This is a genomic window from Frigoribacterium sp. PvP032 (assembly GCF_017833035.1).
GTDB lineage: Bacteria > Actinomycetota > Actinomycetes > Actinomycetales > Microbacteriaceae > Frigoribacterium.
Map to the genome: position 1 here is coordinate 2,422,325 of NZ_JAFIBM010000001.1, position 20,145 is coordinate 2,442,469.

21 protein-coding genes are annotated in these 20,145 nt (G+C 72.6%); 9 read left to right on the forward strand and 12 right to left on the reverse strand.

Going from position 1 to position 20,145, the window contains the following annotated elements:
• Positions 1-11: 11 nt before the first annotated feature.
• The 3 genes from JOE35_RS11125 to thyX all read right to left on the reverse strand — a co-directional run bounded on the left by JOE35_RS11125 (position 12) and on the right by thyX (position 3,629).
• A complete protein-coding gene (locus tag JOE35_RS11125) occupies positions 12-1,688 on the reverse strand; it encodes a ribonuclease J (RefSeq protein ID WP_209562021.1) in 1,677 nt (558 codons plus the stop codon).
• A 109-nt stretch (positions 1,689-1,797) separates the two neighbouring features.
• Complete coding sequence (dapA, locus tag JOE35_RS11130) at positions 1,798-2,775, reverse strand: 4-hydroxy-tetrahydrodipicolinate synthase (protein ID WP_146906286.1); 978 nt, start codon at positions 2,773-2,775, stop codon at positions 1,798-1,800.
• Positions 2,776-2,846: 71 nt separating this feature from the next.
• A complete protein-coding gene (gene thyX, locus JOE35_RS11135) occupies positions 2,847-3,629 on the reverse strand; it encodes an FAD-dependent thymidylate synthase (protein WP_307803049.1) in 783 nt (260 codons plus the stop codon).
• Between the two features lie 129 nt (positions 3,630-3,758).
• Here thyX and JOE35_RS11140 point away from each other — a divergent pair, with 129 nt between their 5' ends.
• The gene (locus tag JOE35_RS11140; protein WP_209561122.1) at positions 3,759-4,664 is read left to right on the forward strand and encodes a TIGR01777 family oxidoreductase; all 906 of its coding nucleotides are present in this window, start codon (positions 3,759-3,761) and stop codon (positions 4,662-4,664) included.
• On the opposite strand, the gene JOE35_RS11145 is transcribed toward JOE35_RS11140, so the two are convergent.
• Positions 4,661-5,101 carry a tetratricopeptide repeat protein gene (locus JOE35_RS11145; RefSeq protein ID WP_209561123.1) on the reverse strand — a complete coding sequence of 147 codons (441 nt, stop codon included), beginning with the start codon at positions 5,099-5,101 and terminating at the stop codon, positions 4,661-4,663. The genes JOE35_RS11140 and JOE35_RS11145 overlap by 4 nt on opposite strands.
• Positions 5,101-5,832, reverse strand: a complete 732-nt coding sequence (gene dapB / locus JOE35_RS11150) for a 4-hydroxy-tetrahydrodipicolinate reductase (protein WP_209561124.1) — start codon at positions 5,830-5,832, stop codon at positions 5,101-5,103. Before dapB ends, JOE35_RS11145 begins: the two co-directional genes overlap by 1 nt.
• Positions 5,833-5,896: 64 nt before the next feature.
• Here dapB and JOE35_RS11155 point away from each other — a divergent pair, with 64 nt between their 5' ends.
• A complete protein-coding gene (locus JOE35_RS11155) occupies positions 5,897-6,394 on the forward strand; it encodes a GNAT family N-acetyltransferase (RefSeq protein ID WP_209561125.1) in 498 nt (165 codons plus the stop codon).
• Here the strand turns inward: JOE35_RS11155 and JOE35_RS11160 are convergent.
• The gene (locus JOE35_RS11160; RefSeq protein ID WP_123548739.1) at positions 6,391-6,993 is read right to left on the reverse strand and encodes a histidine phosphatase family protein; all 603 of its coding nucleotides are present in this window, start codon (positions 6,991-6,993) and stop codon (positions 6,391-6,393) included. The two genes, JOE35_RS11155 and JOE35_RS11160, sit on opposite strands and share 4 nt — an antisense overlap.
• Positions 6,994-7,007: 14 nt before the next feature.
• Positions 7,008-8,366 carry a pitrilysin family protein gene (locus tag JOE35_RS11165; protein WP_209561126.1) on the reverse strand — a complete coding sequence of 453 codons (1,359 nt, stop codon included), beginning with the start codon at positions 8,364-8,366 and terminating at the stop codon, positions 7,008-7,010.
• A gap of 240 nt (positions 8,367-8,606) precedes the next feature.
• Here JOE35_RS11165 and JOE35_RS11170 point away from each other — a divergent pair, with 240 nt between their 5' ends.
• A complete protein-coding gene (locus tag JOE35_RS11170; protein WP_209561127.1) occupies positions 8,607-9,221 on the forward strand; it encodes a TetR/AcrR family transcriptional regulator in 615 nt (204 codons plus the stop codon).
• Positions 9,222-9,279: 58 nt separating this feature from the next.
• Here JOE35_RS11170 and JOE35_RS11175 read toward each other — a convergent pair whose 3' ends face one another.
• Positions 9,280-10,323, reverse strand: a complete 1,044-nt coding sequence (locus tag JOE35_RS11175; RefSeq protein WP_307803050.1) for an aldo/keto reductase — start codon at positions 10,321-10,323, stop codon at positions 9,280-9,282.
• A 297-nt stretch (positions 10,324-10,620) separates the two neighbouring features.
• Positions 10,621-12,894: a polyribonucleotide nucleotidyltransferase gene (locus tag JOE35_RS11180; RefSeq protein ID WP_209561128.1), complete on the reverse strand. Its 2,274-nt coding sequence runs from the start codon at positions 12,892-12,894 to the stop codon at positions 10,621-10,623.
• A 340-nt stretch (positions 12,895-13,234) separates the two neighbouring features.
• Between JOE35_RS11180 and JOE35_RS11185 the strand changes: the two genes are divergently transcribed.
• Entirely contained in the window at positions 13,235-14,506 is a 1,272-nt protein-coding gene (locus JOE35_RS11185; protein WP_209561129.1) for a hypothetical protein, read from the forward strand.
• A 118-nt stretch (positions 14,507-14,624) separates the two neighbouring features.
• Here the strand turns inward: JOE35_RS11185 and rpsO are convergent, their stop codons facing one another.
• On the reverse strand, positions 14,625-14,894 hold the full coding sequence (gene rpsO / locus JOE35_RS11190) for a 30S ribosomal protein S15 (protein ID WP_209561130.1): 270 nt from the start codon (positions 14,892-14,894) through the stop codon (positions 14,625-14,627).
• A 92-nt stretch (positions 14,895-14,986) separates the two neighbouring features.
• A complete protein-coding gene (locus JOE35_RS11195) occupies positions 14,987-15,442 on the reverse strand; it encodes a VanZ family protein (RefSeq protein WP_209561131.1) in 456 nt (151 codons plus the stop codon).
• Positions 15,443-15,561: 119 nt separating this feature from the next.
• Between JOE35_RS11195 and JOE35_RS11200 the strand changes: the two genes are divergently transcribed.
• Positions 15,562-16,305: a M50 family metallopeptidase gene (locus JOE35_RS11200; RefSeq protein WP_209561132.1), complete on the forward strand. Its 744-nt coding sequence runs from the start codon at positions 15,562-15,564 to the stop codon at positions 16,303-16,305.
• A gap of 14 nt (positions 16,306-16,319) precedes the next feature.
• On the opposite strand, the gene JOE35_RS11205 is transcribed toward JOE35_RS11200, so the two are convergent.
• Positions 16,320-16,859, reverse strand: a complete 540-nt coding sequence (locus JOE35_RS11205) for an adenine phosphoribosyltransferase (RefSeq protein WP_209561133.1) — start codon at positions 16,857-16,859, stop codon at positions 16,320-16,322.
• Between the two features lie 139 nt (positions 16,860-16,998).
• On the opposite strand from JOE35_RS11205, the gene JOE35_RS11210 reads away from it, so the two are divergent.
• The 4 genes from JOE35_RS11210 to JOE35_RS11225 all read left to right on the forward strand — a co-directional run bounded on the left by JOE35_RS11210 (position 16,999) and on the right by JOE35_RS11225 (position 20,096).
• The gene (locus JOE35_RS11210) at positions 16,999-18,042 is read left to right on the forward strand and encodes a M4 family metallopeptidase (RefSeq protein ID WP_209561134.1); all 1,044 of its coding nucleotides are present in this window, start codon (positions 16,999-17,001) and stop codon (positions 18,040-18,042) included.
• 99 nt (positions 18,043-18,141) lie between these two features.
• Complete coding sequence (locus JOE35_RS11215; protein ID WP_209561135.1) at positions 18,142-18,483, forward strand: protealysin inhibitor emfourin; 342 nt, start codon at positions 18,142-18,144, stop codon at positions 18,481-18,483.
• 4 nt (positions 18,484-18,487) lie between these two features.
• The gene (locus tag JOE35_RS11220) at positions 18,488-19,087 is read left to right on the forward strand and encodes a hypothetical protein (protein ID WP_209561136.1); all 600 of its coding nucleotides are present in this window, start codon (positions 18,488-18,490) and stop codon (positions 19,085-19,087) included.
• A gap of 232 nt (positions 19,088-19,319) precedes the next feature.
• Positions 19,320-20,096 (forward strand): DinB family protein, encoded by a 777-nt coding sequence (locus JOE35_RS11225; protein ID WP_307803051.1) that lies wholly within the window; start codon positions 19,320-19,322, stop codon positions 20,094-20,096.
• Positions 20,097-20,145: the final 49 nt, after the last annotated feature.

Here is a 20,145-nt window from a genome sequence, read left to right on the forward strand (position 1 = left end):
GCTCGGCCTGGTCAGGCGCTGATGACCACCGGCACGATCATCGGGCGCCGACGGTGCTGCGTGGCCACCCAGCGACCGACGGTGCGGCGGACCACCTGGCTGAACTGGTGGGTGTCGCGGGTGCCGTTCTCGGCCGCCTCGGCCAGCGCGGCGAGGATCTTGGGCATGACGTCGTCGAAGACCCGCTCGTCTTCTGCGAAGCCGCGCGACTGGATCTCGGGGCCGACGACGACGCGCCCCGTGGTGGCGTCGATGGCGAGGAAGACCGAGATGAAGCCCTCCTCGCTGAGGATCCGCCGGTCTTTGAGGTCGGCGTCGGTGATCTCGCCGACGGTCGAGCCGTCGACGTACACGTACCCGAGGTCGAGCTGGCCGACCACCTCGGCGACGCCGTCGCGGAGGTCGACGACGATGCCGTCCTCGCCGAGGATCGTGTTCTCGCGCGGCACCCCCGTGCGCTCGGCCAGCGCGGCGTTCGCGTAGAGGTGCCGGTGCTCGCCGTGGACCGGCATGACGTTCCTCGGGCGCAGCACGTTGTAGCAGTAGAGCAGCTCGCCGGCGGAGGCGTGGCCCGACACGTGCACCTTCGCGTTGCCCTTGTGCACGACCTTCGCGCCCAGCTTCGTCAGCCCGTCGATGACCCGGTAGACGGCGTTCTCGTTGCCGGGGATGAGGCTCGACGCGAGGATGACCGTGTCGTCCTGGCCGATCTCGATCTGGTGCTCGAGGTTCGCCATGCGGGCGAGGACGGCCATCGGCTCGCCCTGCGAGCCCGTGCTCATGTAGACGATGCGCTCGTCCGGCAGGTCCTTGGCCTTCTTGGCGTCGATCAGGACCCCCTCGGGCACGACCAGGTAGCCGAGGTCGGCCGCGATGCCCATGTTGCGGATCATCGAGCGGCCCATGAAGGCCACCCGGCGACCGTTCGCGTGGGCGGCGTCGAGAACCTGCTGCACGCGGTGCACGTGGCTGGAGAAGCTCGCCACGACGACCCGGCGGGGTGCCCGGCGGATGACGTCGTCGAGGACCGGGCCGATGTCGCGCTCGAGGGCCGTGAAGCCCGGCACGTCGGCGTTCGTCGAGTCGGGGAGGAACAGGTCGACCCCCTCCTCGCCGAGGCGGGCGAAGGCGCGCAGGTCGGTGATGCGGTCGTCGAGCGGCAGCTGGTCCATCTTGAAGTCGCCGGTGTGCAGCACGAGGCCCGCGGAGGTGCGGATCGCGACGGCGAGAGCGTCGGGGATGGAGTGGTTGACCGCGACGAACTCGAGGTCGAACGGGCCGAGCGTCTCGCGCCCGCCCTCCTTCACCGTCAGCGTGTACGGCTTGATGCGATGCTCCTTGAGCTTCGCCTCGATGAGGGCGAGCGTGAGCTGCGAGCCGATCAGCGGGATGTCCGCACGGAGGCGGAGGAGGTAGGGCACCGCGCCGATGTGGTCCTCGTGGCCGTGGGTCAGCACGACGGCGAGGACGTCGTCGAGCCGGTCGCGGAGGGGCGAGAAGTCGGGCAGGATCAGGTCGACGCCAGGCTGGTGTTCTTCGGGGAACAGGACGCCGCAGTCGACGACGAGCAGCTTGCCGTCGATCTCGTAGACGGTCATGTTGCGGCCGATCTCGCCGAGGCCGCCGACGGGGATGACCCGGAGGGTGCCGTCCTCGAGCTCGCGCGGGGTCTTGATGGTCGTGGGCATCATGTCCTTCGGGTCGAGGTGGGGCTCGTGCCCCGGGTGGCGAAGCCTCTGCCGGCCCGCGAGCGCCGCCGCCGGCTCACGAGGGCGCGGGCGCGAGCGCGCGACGGGATCAGCGCGTGGTGCCGTGCACCTTGGGCAGTGCGCCGCCGGCCGCCGCGTTGCGGTCGGGACGGAAGCGGCTGAGGTCGAGCCCGGGGATGTCGCCGACGTGCGAGAGCTCGTCCTCGATGAGGGCCGCCTCGCTGTCCTCCGGGCCGACGAGCGGCAGCCGGACGCGAGGGCTGGAGATGCGGCCGAGGCCGTGCAGGATGTACTTCGCCGCGACCGTGCCGGGCACGTGGGTCATCACGGCGCGCACGAGCGGCTCGAGCATCTTGTGGGCGGCCGTGGCGGTGTGCAGGTCACCGGCGTTCACGGCGTCGATCATGGTGCGGTACGGCGCGGAGACGATGTTCGCCGTCACGCCGATGAGGCCCGAGGCGCCGATCGACAGGTGCGGCAGCACGTTCGCGTCGTCGCCCGAGAAGTAGAGCAGGTCGGTCTGGTTGATGACACGGCTGACCTCGGCGAAGTCGCCCTTCGCGTCCTTGACGGCGACGATGTTGGGGTGCTTGGCCGCGCGCAGCAGTGTCTCGTACTTGATCGGGATGCCGGTGCGGCCGGGGATGTCGTAGAGGATGACGGGCAGGTCGGTCGCGTCGGCGATCATGCGGAAGTGCGTGAGGACGCCGGCCTGCGTGGGCTTGTTGTAGTACGGCGTGACGATCATGACGCCGTCGGCGCCGGCCTTCTCGCTCGCCTTGTACAGCTGGATCGCATGCGCGGTCTCGTTCGAGCCGCCGCCCGTGATGATCTTCGCGCGCCCTGCGGCGACCGACTTGCCGACCTCGACGAGCTTGAGCTTCTCGGGGTCGGTCAGGGTGCTGGTCTCGCCCGTGGTGCCCGTGACGACGATGCCGTCGGCACCCGCGGAGACGCAGTCGTCGATGTGCTTCTCGACCGCCGGCCAGTCGACCTCACCGTCCGCGGTGAAGGGGGTGACGAGAGCGACGAGGACCTGCCCGAAGGGGTTGCTGATGTTCGACACGTCGTCCAGCGTACTGTCTCGCCCCCGTCGAGCGGCTCGCCCCTCGCCGGTCGTCGCGCCCCACGACACGGTCAGGGGGCGACGCGGCCGTTCGTGCCGAAGGCGGCGTACGTGAGCGGCATGAGCTCAGCCCAGATGTCTTCCATCTTCTCGGCGCACATCTCGATCTCGCGCTGCGGGAACGACGGGAAGTGAGTGCCCTCGCGCTTGGTGCGGAGGCTCAGGAAGTTCATCAGCGACCGCGCGTTCACGGTCACGTACATGGACGAGTAGATGTTCAGCGGCAGGACGATGCGGGCGACCTCGCGGGCGACCCCGGCGTCGAGCATCCGCTTGTAGGCCGCGTAGGCCTCGCGGGAGGTGCGCTCGGTCTCGGACCGGACGAGCTCGCTCTGCTCGGGTGTGCCGGGCAGGAAGTCGTACGCGCCGGGCTTGCCGACCTGCTGCAGGTTGCGGTTCGCGGAGGGCACGTAGAAGACGGGGTTGAGCTCGCGGTAGCGACCGCTCTCCTCGTTGTAGCTCGCCATGCGGTGCCGCATGAACTCGCGGAACACGAAGATCGGCGCCTGCACGTAGAACGTCATCGAGTTGTGCTCGAAGGGCGAGCCGTGGCGGTCGCGCATGAGGTAGTTGATCAGGCCGGCGCCCTTGGTCGCCTGGGCGCCGTCGGCCGAGGCCTGGGCGCCCTCGAGCGTCTGCTCGCCCATGGTCGACACGCGTGCCGCGAAGAGCACGTCGGAGTCGTGCGCGCTCGAGCGGACCAGCTCGACGGTGACGTCGCTGCGGAACTCGACGGGGTCGGCGGCGGTGTCGGGAGACGAGGAGGCGGGGGTCACGGCGTCGGCATCAGTCACGGCCACGACTCTACCTCCGACCGCCGACGGGGCAGGGGTCGGCGCCCGGGCGACCGGCAGGAGGCGCGGCTACGCTCCCGAGGAGGCGCAGCTCCCCTGCGCCGCGCCTCCTCGAGAAAGCCAGGGCCCATGACCGCCGACTCCCTCACCGTCCTCGTCTCCGGCGCCTCCGGCCTGGTCGGCACCGAGCTGCGACGCCAGCTGGTGGCCGCCGGCCACACCGTCGTCGCGCTCGTCCGTCGCGAGGCCCGCGACGAGGGCGAGGCCACGTGGGTGCCCGCGGCCGGGATCGTCGACCGGACCCTGCTCGACCGTGCGGACGCGGTCGTCAACCTGAGCGGCGCCTCCTTGGGTCGGCTGCCCTGGACGACGGGCTACAAGCGGGAGATCCGCGACTCGCGCGTGACGGCCACCGCGACGCTGGCGCACGGGATGGCCGGTGCCGAGCGACCGCCGGCCGTGTTCCTCAGCGGCTCGGCCGTCGGCATCTACGGAGACCGGCCCGGCGAGCGCCTGACCGAGCAGAGCGCGCGGGGCAGCGGGTTCCTCAGCGACGTCGTCGCCGACTGGGAGGCGGCCACGGCACCCACGCCGGACGCCACCCGCGTCGTGCACCTTCGCACCGGCGTCGTCGTGGGCCCCGGCGGCGCGATGGCCCCGCTGCTGCCCCTCACGAAGCTCGGCCTCGGCTCGCGCCTCGGCACCGGAGACCAGTTCTGGCCGTGGATCAGCCTGCACGACGAGGCCGCAGCGATCGTGCACCTGCTGACCTCGAGCCTCAGCGGCCCCGTCAACCTCGCCGGGCCCACGCCGGCCACCAGCGACGCCCTCACGCGTCGCCTCGCGAAGGACCTGAGCCGCCCGTACGCCCTCACGGTGCCCGAGGTGGTCATCAGCACGGCGATGCAGGAGGCAGGGCGCGAGATGCTGCTGCCGAGCCAGCAGGTCGTGCCGGAGGCGCTGCTCGCGGACGGCTTCGCCTTCCGTCACCGCACGGTCGACCAGGCGGTCGACGCGCTCACCGCCAGCCTCTAGGCCGCGGCCCGCATCCGGGACGCCTTGCGGACTGCCTGCCGGGCACGGCGGCGGTCACCGCACGCGTCGTAGGCGAGGCCGAGCCTGAACCAGGCGCGCCAGTCGTCGGGGGCGTCCTCGACGGCCTGTGCCCAGCGCGGGAAGGCCGCGTCCGCGGCCGCGCGCTCGTAGCGTCCGGAGGCGCGGCGCGGGACCTCGTCCACCGGCAGCTCGCCCGCCTCCTCGAGCTCACGGACCATCTGCTGCGTGTGCACCCCGAAGCGCAGCTCGGCGACGAGGGCGAAGATGCCGAGCACCGGCAGGACGAGGAGGGCCACGCCGAGCACGACCGCGATCGGCTCGCCCGTCATGACGAACAGGTACGCCCGCTGTGCGACCAGGACGACGTACAGGAGGAGGAACAGCGCCATGACGAGCGCCGCGGTGCGGCCCTTCATCAGTCGAGCGGGAGCACGCTGTCGAGCCCCACGACGACGCCCTCGACGTGAGGCGCCTCGGCCATGGCGACGAGCAGGCCCTGCTCGTACGCCCGCTGCGAGATCGTGTCGTGCGTCAGGGTGAGGGTCTCGCCCTCGCCGCCGAAGACGACCTCCTGCTTGGCGACGACGCCGCGGAGGCGCATGCTGTGCACCGGCACGCTCGCGACCTGCTGGCCGCGGGCGCGCTGGTCGGAGAACGGGGCCGAGACGGGGCCGAGCTCGCGACGCGCCTCGGCGATCAGCTCCGCGGTGCGGACGGCCGTGCCGGAGGGCGAGTCGACCTTGCCCTGGTGGTGCGCCTCCACGATCTCGACGCTCTCGTAGAAGCGGGCCGCCATCGTGGCGAACCGCGTCGCGAGGACGGAGCCGAGCGAGAAGTTGGGGACGACGAGGACGCCGGGGCCGCCGACGTCGGCGACGACCGTGCGGAGCTTCGCCACCCGCTCGGCGTTCCAGCCGGAGGTGCCGACGAGGACGGGGAGGCCGGCCCGGACGACGTGCTCGACGATGCCGGGGCTGACAGCCGGGTGGGTCACGTCGACGACGAGGTCGGCGCCCCGCACGTCGTCGAGGTCGTCACGGGAGGAGAGGCCGGCGTGCAGCTCGAGGCCGGGGGTGCGCTGCACGAGGTCGACGACGAACGAGCCGAGCGTGCCCGTGGCCCCGACGACGGCGATCTGGGAGGTCATGGGGTCCAACCTACCCGTCGGCTCGGCAGCGCCCCGGGGGCCCGCCCGACCTAGCATGGTGCGCATGCCCCGGTTCCGCGCCGTCCCCGTGTCTTCCCCCGCCGCCGCCGACCTGCTCGAGGCGTACTTCGCCGAGCGCCGGGAGACGTTCCCCTCAGGCAAGGGCAGCTACCGCACCGCGTCGCCCGTCGACTCGACCTTCACTCCCCCGGCCGGGGCGTTCCTCCTCGTCGAGGACGACGCCGTGGATGCGCTGGCCTGCGGCGGCGTCCGCCGCATCGAGCCGACGCCGGAGGGGCTCGTGCGGTACGAGGTCAAGCACGTCTTCGTGCGCCCCGAGGCCCGCGGACGAGGGCTCGGGCGTCTGCTGATGGCCGAGCTCGAGGAGGTGGCTGCCGGCCTGGGTGCCGACCTGGTCGTCCTCGACACGAACGAGAGCCTGCTCGCCGCGGGGGCGCTCTACCGCTCGACCGGCTACGCCGAGGTCGAGCCGTACAACGACAACCCGAACGCGACGACCTGGTTCGCGAAGCCCGTGTCGCCCCGCGAGGTCGCCCGCTAGATCGGCTGCTCGACCGGGAGGCCGGTGCGGAGCTCGACGGGGAGGTGCCCCAGGTCGTTGTGCGTCACGAGCTCCGGCGGCTTCGCCGACCGGACGCGGATGATGGTCAGGCCGGCGTTCGCCTGGTTGACGCCCATCCAGCGCCAGTCCGGCGCCCCGAAGACCTCGCGCACGAACCAGCCGATGACGAAGTTGTGCGTGATGAGCAGGTCGTGCCGATCCTCACGGGACGGCGTCAGCCACTCCGACACCGCGTCCGCCATCTGCGCCTGGCCCGCCTCGATCTCGTCCTCGGTGACGCCGCCGAAGAACGGCTTGTAGGCGGAGGGCATGTCGGCCGTCGGGCCGGAGGGCACGCAGTCGAAGAGCAGGGTCGACGGCTGCGACTCGAGGGCGGGGAGGCGCTCGGTCATGATGCGCGCCGTCTCGGCCGCGCGCTCGAGCGGGGAGTGCCAGGCGGCGGAGAACGGGACTCCCCCGAGGCGCTCGGCCAGCAGGCGCGCCTGGCGCTTGCCGCGCTCGGACAGCGGGCCGTCGGGGAGCCCGTGCTCGGCGTCCTGCTGCTCGCCGTGCCGGACCAGGTACAGGTAGTGGGACACCGTCGTCTCCTGACTCAAGGGGTGACCGCCGCCGACGTCGTCGTCGGGGGCGTGAAGGAGGAGCCGTCGACGTCGCCCACGACCACGGTCGAGAGGGGGCCGGAGCGGAGCTCGCGGGCCAGGTCGCGGACGTCGTCGAGGCCGACGCGGCCCAGCCGCGCGAGGGAGGCGTCCAGGTCGACGAACTCGCCGGTCGACAGCTCGGCGCGGCCGAGGCGGTTCATGCGCGTGTCGCTGTCCTCGAGCGCGAGGGCGGCTGCGCCGCCGAGCTGGCCGAGCGCCCGCTGCCGCTCGAGCTCGGTGACGCCCGACTCGGCGACGCGGTCGAGCTCGTCGAGCATGAGCTGCCCGACGATCTCGACGTTGCTCGGCGTGCAGCCGGCGTAGAGGCCGAACAGCCCGGCGTCGGAGTAGCTCGGGGCGAAGGAGTAGACGGAGTACGCCAGGCCGCGCCGTTCGCGGATCTCCTGGAACAAGCGCGACGACATGCCGCCTCCCAGGACCGAGTTGAGGACGGCCAGGGCCGGACGGCGGTCGTCGGACGCGGAGATGCCGGGCATGCCCAGCAGGACGGTGGCCTGCTCGAGGGGCCGCCGGACGACGACGACCTGCTCGCCGGGCGTCGGCACCGCGAGCTCCGACGAACGCCGGGGCACGGGCGAGGCCGCCTCGGTCGACCAGGGCGACCTCGCCAGCGCCTGCTCGAGCCGCTCGACGGCGTGGTCGTGGTCGACGGCGCCGGCGATGGTCACGACGAGGTCGCGGGGCCGGTAGTTCGCCAGGTAGTGGGCGTGCACGTCGTCGCGCCGCGCCTCCCTGATGCTCTCGGGAGATCCCCCGATCGGGCGCCCCAGCGGGTGCTCGCCGAAGACCGACTCGAAGAGGCGCTCGCCTGCCACGTCGGCAGGGTCGTCGTCCGCCATCGCCAGTTCTTCGAGGATCACGCCCCGCTCGGTCTCGAACTCGTCGGGCTCGAGGGCGGACGAGGTGAGCATGTCGGCGAGGACGTCGACCGCGTCGTCGAGGTCGACGTCGCGGACCCGGGCGTAGTAGCAGGTGTACTCCTTGGCCGTGGCCGCGTTGTGCTCGCCCCCGACCGACTCGAAGGCGACCGCGATGTCCAGCGCGGACCGCGTCGCCGTGCCCTTGAAGAGGAGGTGCTCGAGGAAGTGCGTCGAGCCTCGTTCACCCGGCTGCTCGTCGCGGGAGCCCACCGCCACCCAGAACCCCACGGTGGCGCTGCGCGCCCCGGGCATCTGCTCGGTGAGGACGCGGACGCCCGTCGGGAGGACCGTGCGCCGCACGAGTGCGTCGCCCGTCGCGCGGAAGGAGAGCTCGACCGAGTCGAGTGGGAGGGAGACCGGGCCGTTCATCGCGTCGAGCCTACGGGACCGCACCTCGGCACGACCCGACCGCGGGCCGTGACACCCGAACTGGGGCACGGCCGTGAGGACAAACAGACGGTTCAGTCTGTCCTCCTCGATGCTAGAATCAGGGAACCGACGGCGGGACACCCCCCTGCCCCGTCGTCGGCGGCTGGTCGGAGGTCCTCCGGCGGTCCGGAGCGCGTCCCCCGCGCCGCTCCACGCCGATATGCCTCGAGGAGCCACGCTGTGACGGTCGATTCCCCCCCTCCGGCCGTCCAGCGTCTCCCGGGGCGCCCCCGCGCCGACCAGACGACGCCCGGCGCCAGGGACCGCGTCCTGACGACCGCCGACCGCCTCTTCTACGACGAGGGCGTGCGCGTCGTCGGCGTCGACCGGCTCATCGCCGAGGCGTCCGTGACGAAGGCGACGTTCTACAAGCACTTCGGCGCGAAGGACACCCTCGTGCTCGAGTACCTGCGGGTCAGGCACGAGCGCGCGGTCGCCGAGCTCGCCGCCACCGTCTCCTCGTCCCCGGGCGGTGCCGCCACCGTCCTGGCGGTCGTCGACGAGGTCGTCACGCGGCTGCAGTCCCCGCGCTTCCGCGGCTCGGCGTTCGTGAACGCTGCCGCCGAGTTCAGCGACCCGACCCACCCCGTCCGCGCGGCGGTGGCCGAGCACCAGGAATGGCTGACCGACGCTCTCGTCGAGCTGTTCAAGGACGCCGCGCACCCGATGCCGGGCGACGCGGCCGACGACTTCATGCTCGCGCTCGACGGCGCACTCGTGGGCGCCTACTGCGGCGACGCCATCGCGGCCTCAGCGGCCCTGCGTCGGACTGCCGAGCGGCTCCTCCCGGCCTGAACCGCCTGGCGACCTCGGCGACCTCGCGACCTGACGGCCGACGCGGCGCGGTCGCCTGCTAGGCGGAGACGCGGTCGAGCTCGAGCACCTGCGTGCGCGTGAGCTTGACCGTTGCCGCCTGGGCCAGCTCGACGACCTGCTTGGCGTTCGTCGCGCTCGCGACCGGCGCGACGACGTGCGGCTTCGCCAGCAGCCAGGCAAGGGCCACGGCAGCCGTCGACACCTCGTGCGCCGAGGCGACGCTGTCGAGCTCGTGGAGCACTCGCAGCCCCTTCTTGGTCAGGTAGCCGGACACCCCGCGCCCGCGCCTCGTGCCCGCGAAGTCGGAGCGGGACCGGTACTTGCCCGTGAGGAAACCGCCGGCGAGGGCGAACCGAGGCATGACGCCGAGGCGCAGCTGCGCCGCGACGCGCGCCAGGCCCTTCTCGTACTCGGTGCGCTGCATGAGGCTGTACTGGTTCTGCAGGGCCACCATCGGGGCCACGCCGAGCATGCCGGCGGCGATGCGCGCCTCGTAGAGCCGGTTGCCCGAGTGGTGCGACCCGCCGAACCAGCGGACCTTGCCGGCGCGGATGAGGTGGTCGACGGCGAGCAGGGTGCGCTCGAAGGCGACCTCGGTGTCGTCGACGTGCAGGTACAACAGGTCGATGTGGTCGGTGCCCAGGCGCTCGAGGGACGCCTCGACGGCGCGCTCGATCGAACGGGGCGACAAGCCGGGGGCGTCCGCGCCCTTGCCGACCTTCGTCGAGACGACCATGTCGTCGCGTGATCGGCGCGAGCGCATCCACGAGCCGATCATGACCTCGCTGCGGCCGCCGGCGTAGCTGTCCGCCGTGTCGACGAAGTTGCCGCCGTGGTCGTAGTAGGCGTCGAGGACGGACATGGTCTCGGTCTGGTCGGCGGTCCAGCCGAAGACGTTGCCGCCGAGCGCGACGGGGAAGACCCGGAGGTCGGAGACCCCGAGTCGACGTCGAGGCTGGATGATGCCGAGGTCGACGGGGACCGTCGCGTCGCCGACCGTCTCGGGCAGACGAGCGGGAAGGGCGACTGGAGGCGCGGAGGGCGTGGTGGGACCGGGGATGCCCGCCGACGTGTTCGTCACTCCGTGCCCTTCGTGGTCGTGGCGTCGTGCGGTCGAGGTGCCGGCCCCTCGCGGACCGTCCTCGGAGGATCGTCGCGTGGGTACACCGGACGACCACCTCCGTGTGTCGCCTGAGATGGCCGGGGAGCGCCGTGCTTGCTCCTGTGCACAAGCGTACGTGCTGAGGTCGCCGTGCGCCTGCCGCCGCACCCGATCGTTACGAGATCCGTCACCCCGAGTTCGGGGGCGGCCGCCGACGACGGAGCGCCCGCCCCGACGTGGTCGGGACGGGCGCTCCGTCTGACTGCCGATCGAGGACTAGACCTCGACGGACTCGTCGTTCGACTGCTCGGCGGCGCCGCTCGAGTCGGTGTCCGCCTCCTCGGCGACGACGGGCGCGAGGGACAGCTTGCCGCGGTCGTCGATCTTGGTGATCTCGACCAGGATCTTCTGTCCGACCCCGAGGACGTCCTCGACGGCCTCGACGCGCTTGCCGCCGGCCAGCTTGCGGACCTCGCTGATGTGCAGCAGGCCGTCCTTGCCGGGGAGGAGCGAGACGAAGGCGCCGAACGACGCGATCTTGACGACCGTGCCGAGGAACTGCTCGCCGATCTCGGGGTTGGTCGGGTTCGCGATCGCGTTCACCTGAGCGCGAGCGGCCTCGGCCGAGGGGCCGTCGACGGCGCCGATGTAGACCGTGCCGTCCTCCTCGATCGAGATGTCGGCACCGGTGGTGTCCTGGATCGAGTTGATGGTCTTGCCCTTCGGGCCGATCAGCTCGCCGATCTTGTCCTGCGGGATCTGGACCGAGATCACGCGGGGCGCGGTCGGGGCCATCTCGTCGGGCGCGTCGATGGCCGAGTTGAGCACGCTGAGGATGGCGGTGCGCGCCTCCTTGGCCTGCTTCAGGGCGGCGTCGAGGACGGCGGTCGGCAGACCGTCGAGCTTCGTGTCGAGCTGGATGGCCGTGACGAACTCGGACGTGCCGGCGACCTTGAAGTCCATGTCGCCGAGGGCGTCTTCAGCACCGAGGATGTCGGTCAGCGCGGCGTAGCGCGTCTGGCCGTCGACCTCGTCGGACACGAGGCCCATGGCGATGCCCGCGACGGGCGCACGCAGCGGCACGCCGGCGTTCAGCAGCGACAGGGTCGAGGCGCAGACGGAGCCCATCGACGTCGAGCCGTTGGAGCCGAGGGCCTCGGACACCTGACGGATGGCGTAGGGGAACTCCTCGCGCGACGGCAGCACCGGCACGAGGGCGCGCTCGGCGAGGAAGCCGTGCCCGATCTCGCGACGCTTCGGCGAACCGACGCGGCCGGTCTCGCCGGTCGAGTAGGGCGGGAAGTTGTAGTGGTGCAGGTAGCGCTTCTTGGTGACCGGGCTCAGCGAGTCGATCTGCTGCTCCATCTTGAGCATGTTCAGCGTGGTGACGCCCATGATCTGGGTCTCGCCGCGCTGGAAGATGGCGGAGCCGTGCACGCGCGGGATGACCTGCACCTCGGCGTCGAGCGGACGGATGTCGGCGAGGCCGCGGCCGTCCATGCGGACCTGCTCGGTGAGGATGCGGTCGCGGACGACCTTCTTCGTCGCCGACTTGTAGGCGGCGGAGACCTGGCCGGTGGCCTCGGCGGGCAGCTCGCCCGCGTCGACCTTCGCCGAGATCGCGTCCTTGACCTTGCCCTTGAGCACGTCGTCGGCGTCCTGGCGCTCGGTCTTGCCGGCGATCTTGTAGACCTCGGCGAGCTCGGTGCCGGCAGCCTCGGTGACGGCCGCGAGGACCTCGTCCGTGTAGGGCAGGAACACCGGGTAGTCGGCGATCTCCTTGAAGGCCTGCGCGGCCATGGCCGACTGCGCGTCGACGAGCTGCTTGAGGAACGGCTTGGCGGCCTCGAGGCCCTGGGCCACGACGGCCTCGTCGGGCTTCGTGGCGCCGCCCTGGATGAGGCCCCAGGCGTGCTCGGTGGCCTCCGCCTCGACCATCATGATGGCGACGTCCTCGTTGCCCGCGGCGTCGGTGACGACACGGCCGGCGACGGTGAGGTCGAACACGGCCTCCTCGAGCTGCGAGGCCTTGGGGAACGCGACCCACTGGTCGCCGATGAGCGCGAGGCGCACGCCGGCGATCGGGCCGGAGAAGGGCAGGCCCGAGATCTGGGTCGAGGCGCTGGCGGCGTTGATGGCCAGGGCGTCGTAGAACTCGTCGGGCGCGATGCTCAGGACGGTGATGACGACCTGCACCTCGTTGCGGAGGCCCTCGACGAACGAGGGGCGCAGGGGCCGGTCGATGAGGCGGCAGACGAGGATCGCCTCGGTGGAGGGACGGCCCTCACGACGGAAGAACGAGCCGGGGATCTTGCCCGCGGCGTACGAGCGCTCCTCGACGTCGATGGTGAGCGGGAAGAAGTCGAAGTTGTCCTTCGGCTTCTTGCTCGCGCTCGTGGCCGAGAGGAGCATCGTGTCCTCGTCGAGGTACGCAGCGACGGCTCCCTGAGCCTGCTGCGCGAGACGGCCGGTCTCGAATCGGATGGTGCGCTTGCCGAACTTGCCGTTGTCGAGGACGGCTTCGCCGAACTTGATCTCTGGACCCTCCATGTGGGGGCTACTCCTCTTTGTTTTGCATCGAGGCCCCGTGTGGGCATCGATGTGCAGCGGGAGCGGGCGGCGAGGACGGCATGAGGACATGCACGTGCAGCAACGCGACGGAGGCGGCGGCACGTCTGGTCAGCGGAAGAAACGGTCGGATCCGCCCTGCGACCCCGTGCACCCTCGCTGAGTGCACCTGATCGGGGCGTTCCGCCTGTCACCACCGGCGACCAGCAGCCAGACCGGCCTGCTCCGAGGGCGATGCTAGCACCCGGGCCTCCGGCGACGAGGGAGGCGACCCCCCTCTCGGGGCGGCGCCTCGCGCCGGGGCCCCCGATAGCATCGACGGATGCACGCGCCTCGTCTCCCCCGCCGCACCGGGTCGAGCGCCGCCCCTGCCGCCGCCAGGGCCGCTGCGGCCGCGGTCGCCTGCTCGGCCGTGCTCGTGCTGACCACCGGCCTCCAGGCCGTGGCCGTGGAGGCGCCGACCGGGGACGCCGCGTCGGTGCAGCAGCAGATCGACGCGGTCGTCACCTCGCTCGACGAGCTCGAGGCCGGCGCGGCCGACGCGAGCGAGCAGGCCGTGGTCGCGGAGGGCGCGAGCACCCGCGCCGCCGACGCGCTCGCGGCGGCCGCGACGCGCTCCGACCAGCTCGACGCGCGGTCCGCAGAGGCCGAGTCGGCCGAGGAGGCGGCCCACCAGCAGGCGGGACAGCTCGCCGCGCACCTGGCCCGCGCCGGCAGCGGCGCCTCGACGACCAGCGTCCTGCTCGGCTCCGACCACCCCGACCAGGTGCTGCGCCAGCTCGGCACCCTCACCCAGCTCGGCGACCGCTGGCAGGCCGTGCTCGCCGACGCCACGACGAGCAGCAACGAGCTCGCCTCGCTGCGCGACCAGTCGGAGGCAGCACGTGCCGAACGCGAGCGCCTCGCGACCGAGGCGGCGCAGGAGGCGTCGGTCGCCTCCTCGGCACAGGCCGCAGCCGACGGCGCGGTCGCGTCGGCGACGAGCCGTACCGACGCGCTCTACTCGCAGCTCGCCGCGCTGAGGCAGAGCACCGCCGACGCCGAGCGGGTCGCCCGGCGGGACGCGGCTGTGCAGGTGAGCATCGAGCAGGCGGGCGCGGCGGCAGCAGATCGCGGGTCCGCCTCGGGCGGCGGCGGAGCCGGGGCAGCGGCACCTCCGGCCGTGGCGCCGGCACCCGCGCCCGCTGCGCCTGCACCGGCGCCCGCACCGGCACCTGCACCAGTGCCGGCACCCGCGCCCGCCCCGGCCCCCGCGCCTGCACCGGTCCCTGCCCCTGCTCCCCCGGCCGGCGTCGTCAACGACCCGGCCGGCGCGAAGGCCTACGCGGCGTCCAGGATCGGCACGGGCTCCGAGTACAGCTGCCTGGTGCAGCTGTGGAACAAGGAGTCGGGCTGGCGGACCGACGCGCAGAACCCGACGAGCGGCACCTACGGCATCCCGCAGGCGAACCCGGGGAGCCTGATGGCCTCAGCCGGGCTCGACTGGCGCACCAACTACCGGCCTCAGGTCGACTGGGGCCTCAGCTACATCGCGGGCCGGTACGGCACGCCGTGCGGGGCCTGGGGCTTCTTCGTCCGGAACAACTGGTACTGAGCCGATCCGCCGGGGCTGGGCCTGCCGCGGTGGACGACGCCGGGCACGAGAACGGCCCCCGCCCTGCAGAGCAGGACGGGGGCCGGAGTCGAGACCCGGAGGTCGTCGGCGAGGTCGACTAGCGACGCAGGCCGAGACGACCGATCAGCGTGCGGTAGCGCTCGATGTCGACCTTGGACAGGTAGCCCAGGAGACGGCGGCGCTGGCCCACGAGGAGCAGCAGACCACGACGCGAGTGGTGGTCGTGCTTGTGCTCTTTGAGGTGCTCGGTGAGGTCGAGGATGCGCTGGGTCATCACGGCGATCTGGACCTCGGGGGATCCGGTGTCGCCGGGGTGGGTCGCGTAGTCTTCGATGATCCGGGTCTTGACGTCAGGTGCGAGTGCCATTCAGGATCCCCTTCCAGTTCGTTGCGCGGCGCCCGTCACAGGATGTGCGAGCTCTCTTGTTCCGCGGCCGTTCAGACGGCAACCTGGCGAGCTTACCAGACGGGCGACGGGCGGGCGGAGCTGCGCTTGGCGCGCGAACGTCGGCTCCTCGGCAGGACGAGACCGACGAACGCGGCCCCGACGGCGGCGCCGATCGTGTTCATCAGGATGTCCTGCGGGTCGGAGAACCGAGTCGTCGACAGGGCGGTCGCCTGGTAGGTCTCGATGGCGCAGGTCGCGGCGAAGCCGACCACGACGCCGACCCACCAGGCGCGCTTCGGGAGGAGCAGCGCGGGGAACATGCCCATCGGCACGAACATGGCGACGTTGGCCGCCGCCTCGACCCTGGCGAACGTGATCCAGCTCGTCTCCTCGTGCCGGCCGAGGAAGTCGAGCGCACGCCAGAGGAGCTCGGACGTCCCGTCGCCGTAGACGGACGGGCGCAGCGTCATCCAGGCCACCCCGGCGAGGTAGACGAGGCTGAAGAGGAGGAGGACGGCGCGGCGCATCCGACCATGGTGCGGCATGACGGCTCTGAAGTCGCTGCCCGGAGCCGAGGACCATCCTCCCGACGGAGACGATCGACCCCGGGGAGGGAGGACCGGGGGGCGCCTCCTAGGCTGACGGGATGGACGAGACCACCGCCTCCCTGGCCGCGCTCTGGGCCCGGGTCGCGGAGCGCGCCGATCCGCTCCCCCTGTCGTGGATGCTGCTGGCCGTCGCGGCCGGGGCCGCGCTCGTGCTGCTGCCGGGCACCTGGCACACGGTGCGGCACGCGGTCACCGTCGTGCACGAGGGCGGGCACGGCCTGGCCGCGGTGCTGACCGGGCGGCGCCTGACCGGGATCCGGCTGCACTCGGACACGTCGGGGCTGACGGTCTCGCGCGGGCCGCGGTCCGGGCCGGGCATGGTGCTCACCCTCCTCGCGGGCTACACGGCCCCGGCGCTGGCCTCGCTCGGCGCCTCCTGGCTGCTCGGCGCGGGCTTCGCCGCCGGGCTGCTCTGGGCGCTGCTGCTGCTGCTCGCGCTGATGCTCGTGCAGATCCGGAACTGGTTCGGGCTGTGGGTCGTGCTCGTCGGCGGGGCCGTCGTCGCGAGTGTCACGTGGCTCGCCCCGGTCGAGTGGCAGCAGGTGTTCGGGCTCGTGCTGGTGAGCGTGCTGGGGCTCGGCGCCCTGCGCGCCTCCGTCGAGCTGCAGTCGAGCCGACGACGAGCGGCACGGCACGGCGCCCGCACCGAGTCGGACGCCGACCAGCTGGCCGGGCTCACCCGGGTGCCCGGCATCCTGTGGGTCGGCGTGTTCGTCGGGGTCTCGGCGGCGTGCCTCGTGGGCGCGTCGCTGCTGTTGTTCCCGGGGTGGCTCGCGCCCTAGGCGTGGCTCGCGCCTCAGGCGGGAGCGCTGCCGAGGGCGTGCACGGGGATGCGCGACGCGAGGCGCTCGCGGCCGGGCAGGCCGTCGAGCTCGAGCAGCACGGCGATGCCCACGACCTCGTAGCCCGCGCGCTCGAGCAGGGTGACGGTCGCGTCGGCCGTGCCGCCCGTCGCGAGGACGTCGTCGACCACCAGCACCCGCGTGCCCGGCGGCAGCTGGCTCGGCCGCAGCTCGAGCGTCGCCTCGCCGTACTCGAGCGCGTAGCTCTCGCTCAGGACCTCGCCGGGCAGCTTGCCGGCCTTCCGCACGGTGAGGACGCCGACGCCCTGCTCGATCGCGATGCCGCCGGCGAGCGCGAAGCCCCGGGCCTCGATGCCGGCCACGGCCGTGAAGGCCCCGTCGAACGGCTCGGAGAGGGCGGCGGTCACGGTCGCGAAGGCGTCCGCGTCGGAGAAGAGCGGCGTCACGTCGCGGAACAGGATCCCGGGGACGGGGAAGTCGGGCACGACGGCGATCATGCGGTCGACGAGGGCGGAGGCGTCGGAGGCGGTCATCCGGTCGACGCTACCGGCTCGCGGAGGTCGCCCCGCACCTCCTGCGGTCTGCCACCCCTCGCGACTGCGCACCTGCTCGCTCGTGACGATCGTGTGAACGGACGCGCCCGATGTCGGAGGCAGGTGCCAGAGTCTGGACATGACCCGCTTCATCGTTCCCCCGTACCTGCTCGCCCACCTCGCCGCGGCCGACACGGACCGCTTCGTGCGCGCTCCCGAGGCGGCCCGCCAGGGGCTGCTGCAGATCGACGAGGTGCGCGCGGCGCGCAGCGAGGCACCGCCGGTGAGACGGGGCGCCGTCGCCAGGGGGCCCGAGGTCGAGCGGACCATCTCGGATGCGCAGGGCACCGAGCACCTGCCAGGGGTCCTGGTCCGCGGCGAGGGCGAGCCCGCGGGCGACGACGTCGCGGTGACCGAGGCGTACGACGCGCTCGGCGCGACGCACGCGCTGTTCCTCGAGGCCTACGGGCGGTCGAGCATCGACGGTGCCGGCCTGCCCCTCGACGCGACCGTGCACTACGGCCAGGACTACGACAACGCGTTCTGGAACGGCGAGCGGATGGTCTTCGGCGACGGCGACGGCGAGGTGTTCCGCCGGTTCACCGCCTCGGTCAGCGTCATCGGCCACGAGCTCGCCCACGGCGTGACGCAGTACACGGCGAACCTCGAGTACCAGGGGCAGTCTGGTGCGCTGAACGAGTCGGTCAGCGACGTCTTCGGCGCGCTGGTCGAGCAGCACCTGTTCGACCAGACGGCCGAGCAGGCGACGTGGCTGATCGGCGAGGGTCTCTTCACCGAGGCCGTCGAGGGCCGCGCGCTCCGCTCGATGTCGGCGCCCGGCACGGCGTACGACGACGACGTGCTCGGCAAGGACCCCCAGCCGGCGCACATGGACGACTACGTCGAGACGACCGACGACAACGGGGGCGTGCACCTCAACTCGGGCATCCCGAACCGGGCGTTCTTCCTCGTCGCCGACGCCCTCGGCGGCCGCGCGTGGGAGCGTGCGGGGCAGGTCTGGTACGACACGCTCGTCGGCGGGCTCGTGTCGACGACCGCCTCCTTCGCGGAGTTCGCCGCGGCGACCGTCTCGGCCGCCGCCGCCCGGTACGGGGAGGACTCGGAGGAGGCGCGGGCCACGACCGCGGGCTGGCAGGGCGTGGGCGTCGAGCCGGCGGCCTGAGCGCTCGGCGGTTCGGCCGGCAGCTCGGACGCTCGGCGCTGCGGCCGCCCGTGCGCCGGGCCCCTCGGCCGCTCGGCGCCGCGGAGTAGCATCGCGGCCATGATGGTGACCGTCCAGAGGTCCGGCGGCTTCGCCGGGCTCACCCGCACCTGGCAGGTCGACGTCGACGCCGAGCCCGACACCGAGTCCTGGCTCGTGCTGCTCGACCTGGTGCCCTGGCAGGAGGCCCCCGCCCCGACCCAGCCGGTGCAGCCCGATCGCTTCGTGTGGGTGATCTCGGCGGAGACGTCGCCGGCCAAGAAGGCGAAGCTGCCCGAGCAGCAGGTGACCGGGCCCTGGCGAGAGCTCGTCGACCGGGTGCGCGAGGTGAGTGACGCCGAGCGGGCTGCCGACGGACACGGCACCCGACCGGACTCCGCCGCGCCAGGACGCGAGGGCTAGCCGCGTGCCCTCTCGAGACACCGTCTTCGCGTCGATCGCCGCGCTCGTCGTCGTCGGGGGCGCTGTCGGGATCGGGCTCGTCGGGTCGGCGCAGCCGTCCCGGGTCTTCGGCGCCGAGACCGCTCCCCCGTGGCCGGTGCCCGCAGTCGGCGATCGGCTCGACCGTGCCGAGCTCGCCGGCATGCAGAACGTCTGGGGCGAGGACCTCGCGATGCACGTCCACACGCACCTCTCGATCACCGTCGACGGGGCGGCCGTGACGATCCCCGGAGACATCGGGCACGACGCCGACACGAAGCTCGCCGCTCCGCTGCACACCCACGACACGTCCGGCATCGTGCACGTCGAGTCGCCTCGTCGGGAGTCCTTCGTGCTCGGCCAGCTCTTCACCGAGTGGGACGTGCACCTCGACGCCGTGAGCATCGGCTCGCTCGGACCGGACGACGGCCTCGAGCTGACGACGTTCGTGGACGGGAGCCGCTGGTCGGGCGACCCGGCCGGCATCCGGCTGAGCGACTTCGAGGACGTCGCGCTCGTGCTCGCGCCCCGGGGCGAGTCCGTGACCGCGCCTCCTTCGTTCGCCTGGCCGCCCGACTACCGCTAGCGCGTCGGCGTCGGCGTCGGCGTCCGCACCCGCAGGACCCGCGCGCACCCTCCCGCGCGCCGAAGGGTGCGCGCGGCTTCGGCGGGTGCCGACGATCCAGCGCGGGCGGCGTTGCTCGAGGGCGGGTCAACGTCGTCGAGGGCGGGTCCGCGATGACCCGCCCTCGACGACGGCGACCCGCCCTCGAGCATCAGGAGGCGGAGACGGGCACGCACGGGAGCAGGTGCTCGCGGTGGCGGCAGCGCAGGAGGTGGCGGCAGCGCAGGTGACGGCGGCAGCGCAGGAGGCGGCGGCAGCGCAGGTGACGGCGGCAGCGCAGGAGGCGGCGGAAGAAGTGCAGGAGGCGGCGGCGCACGGGGCAGCGGCGGCGCGGGAGGCGGTGGCGGCGGGGGCAAGGAGGCGGCACGCTGGGGGCATGGACGAGAAAGAGACCCTGCAGCGCTACCTCACGAAGCAGCGCGCCGACCTGCTGACGAAGCTCGACGGGCTCGACGAGTACGACGTGCGACGGCCGCTCGTGTCCAGCGGCACGAACCTGCTCGGTCTCGTCAAGCACGTCGCGAGCGTCCAGCTCGGCTATCTCGGCGAGGTGTTCGACCGGCCGTCGCCCCTCGAGATGCCGTGGCTGACGGACACGAGCGAGCCGGAGGCGGACCTCTGGGCGACCGAGGACGAGACCCGGGAGGCGATCGTCGCGTTCGCGGGACACTCCGCCGAGCACGCCGACGCGACCGTCGCAGCGCTCGACCTGGACTCCCCCGGCGTGGTGCCCTGGTGGCCGGCGGACCGTCGCGACGTGACCCTGCACTCGATCCTCGTGCACCTGTGCGTCGAGACGGCGCGTCACGCGGGCCACGCCGACCTCGTCCGCGAGCTGGTCGACGGTCGACTCGGCAACGGAGCGACCGACCAGAACGTCCCCGATCGGGACGTCGAGGGCTGGCGGGCTCACCACGACCGGGTGGAGGCGGCGGCCCGGGCCGCCGGGCGCCCGGAAGCGACGCGATAGCGACAAGACGACGCGGAACATCGCGTCGTCTTGTCGCTATCGCGTTGCT